Here is a 12,499-nt window from a genome sequence, read left to right as displayed (position 1 = left end):
TAATAAAATTTTCGGCTTACCGATAGTGCTACCTTGTAAATTTAAGACTCTATATTTACTAATCACTAGACCAAAGGTAAAGGCGATAACTAGCCCACTAATAAATTGCCAAAATATTCCGTATTTTTTTGTAAGAAGTAATAACAAGGATAAGAGAAAAATAGCTAGGATTGCTAAAAACGACGGCTCAAAATTTAGCGAAAAATAAACGATAATACCGCAAATGAAACTAACAAAATACCATAAGCTAAGATTATTATACTCCTCTTCAAGAGTATCTCTTAAATATTTCAGCACTTTTGCAACTTTAGGTTAAAGTCGGTATTATATGCAGTTAAGGGCTAAGTGCAATGGATTTGTTGCGTGAAAGCTTCTCAAGGTTATTGCGGACGACCGAAGTGTTGCATGGTTCTAAAAAAGTGCTATATGTCATTCCTGCGAAAGCAGGAATCCAGAAAAAACACTTAAAATAAGCAAAATTATATAAAAATTTACTATATAATTCGCTTAAATATTCTCTGGATTCCCGCTTTTGTGGGAATGACATCAAAAATTTGAACCCTGCAACAATACCTTACGCAGCTCGCAATGACGTTTGGGGTAGACGAAGATGAACTTCAAAAAGAGCAAGGAGTCTATAAGTCGAGGAGCACAGCGTATACTTAATACGTGGCTACCTGCGAACTTATAAGACGACACAGCCAATTTTTGAAGTTCATCGAGTATACCTATATACCTAAAGCTTGGCGATAAAGCTCAAGCATCGCATCTTGCTCGGCTAATTTATCTCTATCAAGTTTTTTTAATTTTATGATAGCTTTCATTGCTTTAGCATCAAAGCCGTGAGAAGACGCATCTTGAAAAATATCTTTTATTTCTTCGGATAATTCTGCTTTTTCTTGTTCTAATCTTTCTATTTTATTTATATATTGTTCTAATTGTTCTTTTACTATTACTTCCGACATAAAAATTATTTAACCGTTTAAAATTTACTATATAATCGAAAAATTATTTTTCTTATTAATTTTATAGATAATTTTAATAAAAATACCAGAAGAATATTGAAAAGCTTTATCTTTGATTAAAGCACTTATAATTATTGAAAATACAAAGTTTTTGTATATCTTTATAATTTAGGTTGTTTATAAAAAATTAATTTAACTAAAATATAATAATGCAATTATATCCTTTAAGGCTGCTACCCGATAAAATCGATTTTGATTTTATGAATTTTAAAAAAATAAGTTATACGTTATCTATTATATTATCGCTAATCAGCATATTATGGGTAGGTATCTATAAATTTAACTTCGGCATTGATTTTGCCGGCGGTATCGTTATCGAAGTAAGGCTTGATCAAGCACCCGACTTACCGAAAATGCGTGAAGTGCTAGGAGGTCTCGGCATCGGCGAGGTGGTACTGCAGAATTTCGGCAGTGAGCGGGATTTATCTATTAGGTTCGGCAGTAGTAGTGAAGACAATTTAAGGAAAAATATTGAACTCATTAAATCGACTTTACAAGAAAATTTTCCTTATAAATTCGAATATCGTAAAGTAGATTTTGTCGGTCCGCAAGTTGGTCGGCAATTAATTAACGCAGGCGTTTTGGCGATGTTATTTTCCTTTGCGGCGATTATGGTTTATATTTGGATAAGGTTTGAATGGTATTTCGGTCTTGGGATATTAGTTGCTTTAGTGCATGACGTTATTTTAAGCCTTGGCTTTATGAGTATGACGGGTCTAGATTTTAATTTAAGCACCATTGCGGCAATCCTTACTATAATAGGTTACTCGGTTAATGATTCGGTAGTAATATATGATAGAATCAGGGAGAATTTACGCAAATCGCATAAAAAAGTTATTACCCAAATTATCAATGTTAGTATTAACGAAACATTATCACGAACGACCTTAACGGTTGTTACTACCTTGCTTGCCAATTTGGCACTAGTAATTTTCGGCGGTGAGGCGATTCGTAGCTTTAGCGTGTTAGTATTTTTCGGTATCATCGCAGGAACATATTCGTCAATTTTTATTTCTGCTCCGATACTCACGTTATTTGCTACTAAGAAAATAGCTAAATGATGTAGATTGTTAATGAGTGGATGCCGTGGTCAAGCCGGCATTGTTGCATGGCTTTAAAAAGATACCGTACGTCATTCCCGCGAAGGCGGGAATGACATCAAAAATTCGAGCCATACAACACGGTCACAAGTTTGCTGCATCTTAAGTTAAACGAGATAAATCTTTATTAATGAGCAATATATGCTAAAAGCAGAAGATAGAATTTTTACTAACCTGCAAGGCACAGAAAGCCATGATATAAAAGCCGGTAAAAAACGAGGAGATTGGGATAATACGAAGGCTTTAATGAGTAAAGGGCGGGAATGGCTAATTGAAGAAGTAAAAAAATCCGGTCTGCGAGGTCGCGGCGGTGCCGGCTTTTCTACAGGCACTAAATGGTCGTTTATGCCGAAGGAATCGCTAAAACCTTCTTATTTAGTAGTCAATGCCGATGAATCCGAGCCTGGAACTTGCAAAGATCGTGATATTTTAAGGTTTGAACCGCATAAATTAATAGAAGGTTGTTTATTGGCAAGTTTCGCAATAAATGCACATGTATGTTATATCTATATTAGAGGAGAGTTTTACAACGAAGCTTCCAATATTCAACAAGCTTTAGATGAAGCGTATAAGGAAGGATTAATCGGTAAAAATGCTTGCGGCTCAGCTTTTGATTGCGATATTTATTTACATAGAGGAGCAGGAGCATATATTTGCGGCGAGGAAACAGCATTACTTGAGAGTCTAGAAGGAAAAAAAGGCATGCCTAGGTTAAAACCGCCTTTCCCTGCAGGCTACGGTTTGTACGGCTGCCCGACCACTATTAATAACGTTGAATCTATAGCGGTAGTGCCGACTATTTTAAGACGTGGAGCCGGTTGGTTTAGCAGTATCGGCAAGCCGAATAATGCCGGCACTAAAATTTTCTGCATTTCAGGACATGTCAATAAGCCTTGTAACATTGAAGAAAAAATGGGCATTCCTTTAAAAGAGCTAATCGATAAATATGCCGGAGGAGTACGAGGCGGATGGGATAATCTTAAGGCTATAATCCCGGGCGGTTCTTCCGTGCCGTTATTACCTAAATCTTTATGTGAAGTAGATATGGATTTTGATAGTTTAAAAGCCGCAGGATCGAGCCTTGGAACCGGCGGTATTATCGTCATGGATCAATCTACCGATATTATTTATGCCATTGCCAGATTAAGCAAGTTTTATATGCATGAGTCGTGCGGTCAATGCACTCCTTGCAGAGAGGGGACAGGCTGGATGTGGCGGGTTATGATGCGTTTAGTACGAGGAGAGGCAAAAAAGCATGAGATTGATGAGTTGCTTGAAGTAACCAAAGAAGTTGAAGGGCACACTATTTGTGCTTTAGGTGATGCTGCCGCTTGGCCTATTCAAGGGTTAATACGTCACTTTCGTGGTGAGATTGAAGAGCGGCTCAAAGAGTATGGTGTTGCATGATAGGTTAAGCATATTCAATGTCATTCCCGTGAAAACGGGAATTTAGAGAATATTTAAGCGGATTATATAGTAAATTTTTATATAATTTTGCTTATTTTAAGTGTTTTTTCTGGATTCCCGCTTTTGCGGGAATGACATCGAATATTCGAGCCATGCAACAACACAGGATCACACGATATGACAGAGTAATTAACCATATTAATTATAAATATATGCAAACAAATATTGAACCACAGAAAAAACAAATAAATTGGCAAGAATGGCGTTCTTTTTCTTTTGTTATATTGATCGCTTTAATGATTCGGATATTAGTCATGGAGCCCTTTACTGTCCCAACCGCATCAATGAAAGCAACTATTTTAGAAAATGATTATGTTTTTTCAACGAAATATAATTACGGTTACAGTAATTATTCCCTATCTTTCTTCGACTCTTTTAATCTCTTTAAAGGACGAATATTTGCACGTCAACCGCAAAGAGGAGATATAATAGTTTTTCGTCCGCCTCATAATATGGATGTTAGATATATAAAACGTTTAATAGGCTTGCCCGGGGATAAAGTGCAATTAATTGACGATGTAATATATATTAACGATCAAAAAATAGAACGCATAGAAGACGGCATTTTTATAAGCGAAGAAGGTCGAAAATATAAAAGATATAAAGAAACATTACCGAACGGCATGTCTTATTTTTCTTATAAAATTGCTCCGATTAACGGAACATTAATAGAAAATAAATACGGCAACACGGAAGTTTTTTATGTGCCGCAGGATAAATATTTTTTCCTAGGCGATAACAGAGACGAGTCAAATGATAGCAGAATAGATTTAGGTTATGTACCGTTTGAAAATTTCATTGCTAAAGCACAATTTATTTACTTTTCTACCGAACTAAAATTATGGGATAACGATATCGGTATTGTAAAGCAAATACTTCGAATCGGTCCTTGGCTTTCTTCTATTAGATTTAACAGGATATTTAAAAGCCTTTATAAAATGGATGCTGCTAATGAAAATAATTGATAAAAAATTAGAGAAATTATTAGGGTATAATTTTAAAGATAAAAATCTTTTAATCGAAGCATTAAGCCATCCTTCCCTAAAACAACATTCTTCAAGTCAATATGTAGATTATGAGCGACTGGAATTTTTAGGGGATGCCATATTAAGTTTTCTAATTACCGAAATTTTATTTAGTAATTTTGCCGATTATGATGAAGGAAAATTAGCAAAAATTAGAGCCTATTTAGTTTGCAAAGAAACACTTTGCAAAGTTGCTGCTAAGCTTAATTTAAGCAATTATATTATAATGACGCAAGGAGAGGAGCTTTCAGGCGGGCGTGATAATCCGAATAATATAGAAGATGCGACGGAAGCTTTAATTGCTGCTATTTATCTTGATAGTGATAGTGATATTAATATTGCACGCAAAATTGTTCAGAATCTATGGGCTGATTTTATTGTTGTTAAGGATTTAACTAACTATGACCCTAAAACCCCATTGCAAGAATGGGCACAAAGCAAAGGATTTCCCGTGCCGATATATAAGGTTATTAACAGGAAAGGTGCTTCTCACTCTACGACTTTTACCGTATCAGTAACAGTAAAAGGTCACTCACAAACCGGTACCGGTCAATCCATTAAGGAAGCTGAAAAAGACGCTGCACGAGAGTTGTTGCGTACGATCGGGTTGTTGTGACAAAGCAAGCTCAAAAAACCGTTTCTGTTTGTATAATCGGTAGACCGAATAGCGGCAAGTCGACTTTATTAAACAAGCTTATCGGGCAGAAAATTTCCATAGTTACTCCGAAGGTTCAAACTACACGCTCAATCATCACCGGCATAGTTACCATTAAAGATACGCAAATAATTTTATATGACACGCCGGGTATATTTGAGCCGAAAAGTCGACTAGAAAAAGCCATGGTTCGGTGTGCTTGGTCAAGTTTACATAGTGCCGATATCGTGATGTTAATTATCGATAGCTTAAAGCCTTTGGATAAAATTACCCTTGAGATATTAAAAAAACTCTCATCTCTTAAAATAACACCGGTATTTTTATTAAACAAAATAGATGTTACGTCAAAATATTTTGCCGATATTCAAGCTATGTTAACTGCTGATCACCCTGAAAGTTTGGTTTTCCCTATCTCTGCTTTAGTTGGTAAAAATATTGATGAGTTGCTAGAATATATCATATCACAAGCAAGACCCTCGCCGTGGCTTTATGAAGAGGATGATATGACTGATTTGCCGATGCGTTTTTTAGCGGCAGAAATCACGAGGGAACAGTTATTTTTAAACCTGCATCAAGAATTGCCTTATAAGCTAACCGTTCAAACTGAGGGTTGGGAAGAACGGGGCGACAAGTCGGTAAAAATTCATCAAGTCATAGTGGTAACAAGAGAGAGTTATAAAATAATAATACTCGGAAAAAACGGCAGCAAAATAAAAGAAATCGGTGCACAGGCTCGGCAAGAAATGGAGCAATTTTTTAACTGCAAAGTCCATCTCTTTTTATTTGTAAAAGTTCGTGAGTTGTGGGAAGATAATCCCGATTTTTATCGTCATATGAAATTATAGAAAAATTTATAGTGGGAGGGCGTTGTTGCATGGCTTGCATTTTTGCAAAGTGTTCGGTATCATACCGCAGCTTGACCCGCTAGTGTACGAACGTTGAAAAAAGGCTGTGTCATTCTAGTTCCTTGATCACGGCATCTAGTCTTTTTATTAAGGTTTTTCTGAATACCGTGGTCAAGCCACGGTATGACACTATACTTGTAATAACCATAGTATGGCAAATTATGAGCTACGCAACGACGCCCATCTTTTAAAAACCGCTCTTTTCTCTTCCCCTAAATTTAAATTATTTTAAACCCTATTATCTAAGGGGTTTTCTACTAAAAATATATATAAAAAACCATGAAATGTGGTTTTTTTATTGACAACGGGAATAATATATAGTAAAAGTTCTTTCAAGTGTTTCCTTAAATTTTATAAATCAACTAGGTTTAAGGCATTATGTTTTTATTAAGTCCGTACTGCTAACGTAATATAAATCGGTTATAATTATAAACATATAAATCACTTGTGCAAAAGTCAACTATTTAGCATCCACACTTTTTGCATATCTTAAGTTAACAAACTAGTATGCGGTTTTAAAGTTAATTTAAAAGAACGCACCGATTGGTAAAGCCTATAATATAGGGCATAATAACCACGTCTACTTTAAAATTCTCCCTAAATCCTCGTTTGGAAACAACTCTATTGGCTATAATAATAATATAGTGAGTATAATATACGATGAATAAAGATAGCAATGCCGGGTATGAAGATGATGAATATACCGAAACATTAAAAAAGATAAATAGTAAATTAATGAGTTTGTCAGGTAAATTGCTTGCAATGAGAGCGGATAATAGCGGCGAGCAAAAAAAAATATCGAATGACTTAAAAGCATTAGTTAAGCAGTTAAATAGCATAAAAAGAAATGTAGAAATATATTTTATCGTTACGTTATTATTAGTGATTATTATAATTCAAAAAATGCTCTGGATGGGTGCGGCCTCCCGTCTTTTTTTCTCTTAATAAAGAACTATTTATTTTTTCTAGCGTTCTCTTGAAATCACTCAAATATATCTGGCTATCAAAATTTTTCTTTCAAAAATTCTTTTTCTATAATTTTTGCGGCTGTTAAAGAAGGAGTTTGGCTTGACTTAAAACCTAGTTGTTTTAGAGCTGCTTGACTTTCTACTATTTGCACCTGCGATTTTTGTGGGCTCAATAATAATTCTTCAAGTTTTGAGGTAATAAGGGCGGAACGGCAGTTAAATTGAATAAACTCCGGTATTATTTCTTTGTCGGCTATAATATTAATTAAACAAGCATATTTAATTTTGATTAATAATTTTATAATAAAAAAGCTAAATATATTGAGTTTATAAGCGACAATCATCGGCGTGTTAGACGCTGCTATTTCTAATGTATTAGTTCCCGATTTTGCTAAGGCTAAATCAGCTACCGCATAACTTTTTAGCCGCTCGTTAGAAAATATATAATTAAATTTTGTATTTATCAAAAACGGTTGTATTATTTTTTCGTGGCTCGGGTCGGCAAGGGTAAATATTACCGTAAGATTGGGATAATTTTTAGCAATATTATTAATAGCAGGGATAAAAATCGGCAAATGTCTTAAGATTTCTCCTCGCCTACTGCCGACTGTAACACATAAAATTTTTTCCTTATCCCCTATTTTCAGCTCTCTACGCAAAGCTAATTTATCATTATAAAATTCCTGTTCTATGATCGGATGACCGATATATCGGCAATCGAGCCCTACCTTAGTAAAATAAGGCGGCTCGAAAGGTAGTAACGCAAACAAACAATCGTAAATTTTTGCATATTTTATAGCTCGACCCGGTTTATATGCCCAAACCGACGGTGCTACTATATGAATCATTTTTAACTCAGGTAAGGCTTTTTTTAGGCGTTTTGCTACTCTATAAGTAAAACCCGGGGAATCGATAGTAATTAATATATCCGGTGTGCTGTTAATAATATCCTCTACGGTAAGGGCAATTAATCGTTTAATCTTTAAAAATTTCGGTATAATTTCGATAAATCCCATTAGGCTTATTTCGGAAATAGGGAATAAGCTTTTAGTAATACCGGCTTCTTCCATCATTTTTCCGCCTATACCGGTAAATTCGAGTTCCTTGTTATTTTTCAGATGCCCAATTATTCGGGAGCCGATAAAATCGCCCGATATTTCACCGGCTATAAAATAGATTTTTGCCATTAACTTATCCTATATCTGTTTTCCGCATAAACTTAAATCTTTATCAATTATTTCGGAACCAATATTCAGGCAATCAAGAATCGAGTGGAAAACATAATCATGGCTAATTTCGCTATTTACGTGGTTTTCTATAGAGGCTACTAACTTTGGGTGTTTAGATTTAAACTTGTCGGAAACCCACGCTATAAAAGGCACGGTTATTTGCTGATCTAATAAAGGACCTCCGTGACCGTAATAGCCGTCTTCACCCAAAGATTCACCGTGATCAGAGATATATATAAAAAATGAATTTTTATCTTTTAATAAATTTATTACGTTATGCAAAAAAAAATCGGTGTATAAAGTTGAATTATCATAACTATTAATTAATGCCGATTTATTACAGCTACTAGAGTCAGTTTTAGCTCTAGCATTGCAAATAGGGGTAAAATGCTCAAATTCTTTCGGATATCGTGCGTCATAATTCCAATGACTCCCTGAAGTATGAATAACTAAAAATTGTTTTTCTGCATGCTTTAATATTTCTTCTATAAAGGGCAGCATTTTTGTGTCATGATCATTTAGGGTAAATAATGCTGAGCCGCCCGGGATAATCGTAAAATTAACTTCATCATAAATGGTGCCTAAGTCAAAATTTGCGAAATTCCTCATTAAAGTTTGTGTGCCTATCCAATTGGTATTAAAACCTAATTTAGTCAAAACCGATAAAAAACTAGTCTCTCGCTTGTTATCTTCTAAGTTACTTGCATTATGACGCGAAAACAATGACGGCACAGAAATATAAGTAAGATTTGAGGCAGATTTAGCTTTAAAGGAAAATACATTCGGAGTAGAGTTTAAATAAGGTGTAGTATCTCGCACATAACCGTTAATACCGAAATGATCAAATCTTGCCGATTCTCCTATCACCAAAACCCCGATAATAGCTTGATCGGAATTATCGACAAAATCGTATTTTTTACTAATATCTATTTTTGCTAAATGCCTATTACTAAAGTTTTGTGCAAAATTTAAATAAGTATTATGTAAATATTGAATAGGAAAGTAGTTATTTAATACTTTAAACGGCGGCGAAATAATAGCGTTAACAAAAATAAATAGGCAAATCGCCGATAGTAATTTAGTAATAAATGAGTTAGTATTAGTAGTAGTAAAGTTTTTCAGCGTATAAAGACAGGCAAATAAGCTAAAAATTAACCATATTATCAATCTAATACTTATTAATTCATAAATTTCGTTTAGATCGGTTGAAAAAAAGCTGCCCATCATTTCTTTAGTAGGCTTTATTTTGAAAAAATAAAGATAATAACTAGCTATAGCCGATGTTATAAATAAAAAGACCGTACCGATAGTTAAAACTAACCGATATATGGTAAAGCCGAAGAATATTATAAAAGAGAATATATAAATATAACAAAAATCTTTTGTTAGTTCTAATATGGCTTTAAAAAAACTAGCCTTGTAATAATCAAATTTATAGATTAGCACGGCAGAATTAAAAAGCAGACAATAGATAAAAGCTAGAACTAAGGCTAATTTAATTAATTTGGTATCTAAGTGTTTTTGTATTATTTTAAGCATTATACTACTCATCTTTCAAGAATTAGATTTCATTTTATCGAGGATTCGCATGCTCACTTATTAAGTATAAGTTGTGCGTGCTCACCTCTCAAAATAAAATCTAATTCTTGAAATACGAGCAGTATATATACTAATAATGGAGTAATCTTATTTATCATGATAATAAAAAATCTTCAAGAATTTTATCGACTTTTACCGGTTAATTATCCTCTTATCGCCTTAGATCACGGGACTAAAAAGATCGGCGTTGCACTCTCTAACCAAGAGCGTACCATTGCTATGCCTTTATGCGTTGCAAATGCAATAAATAAAAAAGCCCAAATTACTACTATACTAAATTTAATCGAAAAATACAAAGTTTGCGGTATAGTGATAGGGTTACCGATTAATATGAGCGGCGAAATAGGAACGCAAGCGGAAATAGTATTAAAATTTGCCGAAGATTTTACGAAACATACCGACCTACCGATATATTTGCAGGATGAGAGGCTTACTACGAAAGCGGCGAATAATTTGCTTAAATCATTCGGCGTAAAACGAAAAGAACGCAATAACAACGATGATGTAATAGCCGCAAGTATGATTCTGGAAACTACCCTTGATTCTATTAAGAAGTACAGCGTCATTCAGGAAGCTTGATAGCGTTGTTGCATGGATACTCCAAACGTCATTGCGAGCCGCTGCAAGCGGCGTGGCAATCTAGAAAATAATAATTTTCATAGCATTTTTTGCTGTTTTTTTCCTAGATTGCCACGTCGGCACTACGTCCCTCCTCGCAATGACGGGGTTTTTTGTAATGATTCCGATACACGCAACAATGCCTCGCAGGAATGACATCAAAAATTTGAGCCAGACAACAACACCTTTAGTCGCTCGCAATGGTGGTATCTATATTTAGTTAGGAATTCCAATAAATTTTTATATTATAGGACCGCTTTAGCCGTTGCTTAAAATCCTTCAAAGACCTTTATGTAAAGGCGGTTCTCATATGCCTGAACTAAAAGAATAGTAACAGACAGGGATAAGATCCTGAAGTAATAATTGTAGTCCCAGGTAAATAGTAAGCTGACGAGCTAAGCAGTCCCGTTTTGTAAGATATCACTTTCCCATCTTTTGTGCAAGATTTTCTAGATAGCTTGCTATAGTAGTTAATGTTTCTGCAAATTTCTCTTCATCACCACGGACATTTTTAATATCCATTTTATCAAATTTTTCCGTTAAATTTTGTATTTCCGATTGAATACCAAGGGCTGCCATAACAAGTAATAACTCAAAGGAAGCGGTAGGATTTACTAATTTAATTTCAATTATTTTGTCGTTTAATTTAGCTGCTAAATTAAATAATTCCTTTTCTCCTCCATCATTACAATAAAGCTGAAAATTTTTATTATTTAATGTTATTGTGACAATTGACATAATTATTTTTGTGTTTAATGGTACTCGAATGATTTGGATAATTGAATTTGTTAGCAAATGGTGATAACGCACAGCACACACTTGGTAGCGTTGTTGCATGGATACCCCAAACGTCATTGCGAGCGACTAAAAGGAGCGTGGCAATCCAGTTAAACATATTTTTATACTAAACTTGTTTAGTATTCTAATTAAATCCCTCATATATTCGGGATAGCCTGGATGGCCACAGCCACTTCGTGGCTTCGCCATGACGGATTTTTATTAATTTCTCGATCCATGCAACAACGCCACGTAAGCACACGAATCCATGAGATAACGAAGGGCAATTCTTCAAAGCAGAAGGGTATGTTTTATTTCTTCAAGTTCCTCTATATAAACAGTAATTTGTGTAAGAATTTTTGAATAATTATCCGTTAACTGCTTATTTTCAGATCGCAACCTACTAATCTCATTTTGTTGATTTGCTATTAATAACAATAATTTATCAATCTTATGATCAACTTCCTGCATTAATCTTTGCAATTCTTCATTCTTTATGGTCATTTATTTGAGTTTTAATGTTATTCTATATAAATCATAATTATTGTATTATGGGTTATTACAAGTATGGATGTCATGCCGTGGCTACGACAGTGTTATTGCATGGATTAAATTTTTTGATGTCATTCTAGCTAAAAGCGGGAATCCAGAAAAAACACTTAAAACAAGCAAAATTATATAAAAATTTACTATATAATTCGCTTAAATATTCTCTGGATTCCCGCCTTCGCGGGAATGACATACGGCACTTTTTTAGATCCATGCAACGACGCCTAGAGCATTATACTATTGGATAAATTATAATTATTACTAATAACATCAAGATCGATACAACAACTAATTGTTTTTTATGTTTATAATTAACTAATGATCTACTTCGTATGTCTTTTAATGAGTCTTCTTTTTCATAAATTCTATCATTAATAGGCTCTAAATTAACTTCATCTTTTATATTAAGATAATCTAAATATAATTTTAAATAACCTTTTACGTATACTTCCCCCGGTAAGAGCTCGAAATTCTCTTCTTCAAGAGCTACTAAATATTTTTTTCTAATTTTTAAATCAGAAGATACTTGTTGAAGAGTCTTACCGGAATCTAGTCGTGCTTTTTTAAGCGCAGGTGACATAA

Annotated in this window: 13 protein-coding genes; 7 read left to right on the top strand and 6 right to left on the bottom strand. The window is 34.2% G+C overall.

The genetic code is table 11. The features are described from left to right. Nucleotides 1-728: 728 nt before the first annotated feature. Nucleotides 729-965 carry a DUF2312 domain-containing protein gene (locus tag AAGD48_RS07950; RefSeq protein ID WP_341789665.1) on the bottom strand — a complete coding sequence of 79 codons (237 nt, stop codon included), beginning with the start codon at nt 963-965 and terminating at the stop codon, nt 729-731. Nucleotides 966-1,174: 209 nt separating this feature from the next. On the opposite strand from AAGD48_RS07950, the gene secF reads away from it, so the two are divergent. The 6 genes from secF to AAGD48_RS07920 all read left to right on the top strand — a co-directional run bounded on the left by secF (nt 1,175) and on the right by AAGD48_RS07920 (nt 7,122). Then, nucleotides 1,175-2,086: a protein translocase subunit SecF gene (gene secF / locus AAGD48_RS07945; protein ID WP_341789664.1), complete on the top strand. Its 912-nt coding sequence runs from the start codon at nt 1,175-1,177 to the stop codon at nt 2,084-2,086. A gap of 180 nt (nt 2,087-2,266) precedes the next feature. Continuing rightward, on the top strand, nt 2,267-3,532 hold the full coding sequence (nuoF, locus tag AAGD48_RS07940; protein ID WP_341789663.1) for an NADH-quinone oxidoreductase subunit NuoF: 1,266 nt from the start codon (nt 2,267-2,269) through the stop codon (nt 3,530-3,532). A gap of 212 nt (nt 3,533-3,744) precedes the next feature. Continuing rightward, the gene (gene lepB, locus AAGD48_RS07935) at nt 3,745-4,557 is read left to right on the top strand and encodes a signal peptidase I (RefSeq protein ID WP_341790772.1); all 813 of its coding nucleotides are present in this window, start codon (nt 3,745-3,747) and stop codon (nt 4,555-4,557) included. Beyond that, nucleotides 4,544-5,233, top strand: a complete 690-nt coding sequence (gene rnc, locus AAGD48_RS07930; protein ID WP_341789662.1) for a ribonuclease III — start codon at nt 4,544-4,546, stop codon at nt 5,231-5,233. The genes lepB and rnc overlap by 14 nt, the downstream gene beginning before the upstream one ends. After that, the gene (gene era / locus AAGD48_RS07925) at nt 5,230-6,117 is read left to right on the top strand and encodes a GTPase Era (RefSeq protein ID WP_341789661.1); all 888 of its coding nucleotides are present in this window, start codon (nt 5,230-5,232) and stop codon (nt 6,115-6,117) included. The genes rnc and era overlap by 4 nt, the downstream gene beginning before the upstream one ends. A 720-nt stretch (nt 6,118-6,837) precedes the next feature. Then, entirely contained in the window at nt 6,838-7,122 is a 285-nt protein-coding gene (locus tag AAGD48_RS07920; RefSeq protein WP_341789660.1) for a hypothetical protein, read from the top strand. 58 nt (nt 7,123-7,180) lie between these two features. On the opposite strand, the gene lpxB is transcribed toward AAGD48_RS07920, so the two are convergent. Next, entirely contained in the window at nt 7,181-8,332 is a 1,152-nt protein-coding gene (gene lpxB / locus AAGD48_RS07915; protein ID WP_341789659.1) for a lipid-A-disaccharide synthase, read from the bottom strand. A gap of 9 nt (nt 8,333-8,341) precedes the next feature. Then, on the bottom strand, nt 8,342-9,913 hold the full coding sequence (locus AAGD48_RS07910) for a phosphoethanolamine transferase (RefSeq protein ID WP_341789658.1): 1,572 nt from the start codon (nt 9,911-9,913) through the stop codon (nt 8,342-8,344). Between the two features lie 156 nt (nt 9,914-10,069). Between AAGD48_RS07910 and ruvX the strand changes: the two genes are divergently transcribed. Continuing rightward, nucleotides 10,070-10,552: a Holliday junction resolvase RuvX gene (gene ruvX / locus AAGD48_RS07905; RefSeq protein ID WP_341789657.1), complete on the top strand. Its 483-nt coding sequence runs from the start codon at nt 10,070-10,072 to the stop codon at nt 10,550-10,552. Nucleotides 10,553-11,011: 459 nt separating this feature from the next. Here ruvX and AAGD48_RS07900 read toward each other — a convergent pair whose 3' ends face one another. From AAGD48_RS07900 to AAGD48_RS07890, 3 genes are all read right to left on the bottom strand, one after another. Continuing rightward, complete coding sequence (locus AAGD48_RS07900; RefSeq protein ID WP_341790771.1) at nt 11,012-11,329, bottom strand: cell division protein ZapA; 318 nt, start codon at nt 11,327-11,329, stop codon at nt 11,012-11,014. A 330-nt stretch (nt 11,330-11,659) separates the two neighbouring features. After that, nucleotides 11,660-11,872, bottom strand: coding sequence for a hypothetical protein (locus tag AAGD48_RS07895; protein WP_341789656.1), 213 nt, complete (start codon nt 11,870-11,872; stop codon nt 11,660-11,662). A gap of 277 nt (nt 11,873-12,149) precedes the next feature. Further along, nucleotides 12,150-12,497 (bottom strand): helix-turn-helix domain-containing protein, encoded by a 348-nt coding sequence (locus tag AAGD48_RS07890; RefSeq protein ID WP_341789655.1) that lies wholly within the window; start codon nt 12,495-12,497, stop codon nt 12,150-12,152. Nucleotides 12,498-12,499 lie beyond the last annotated feature (2 nt).

The sequence above is a fragment of the Rickettsia endosymbiont of Polydrusus tereticollis genome, from assembly GCF_964026385.1.
Taxonomy (GTDB): Bacteria; Pseudomonadota; Alphaproteobacteria; order Rickettsiales; family Rickettsiaceae; genus Rickettsia.
This window is presented reverse-complemented; position numbering and strand designations above follow the sequence as displayed.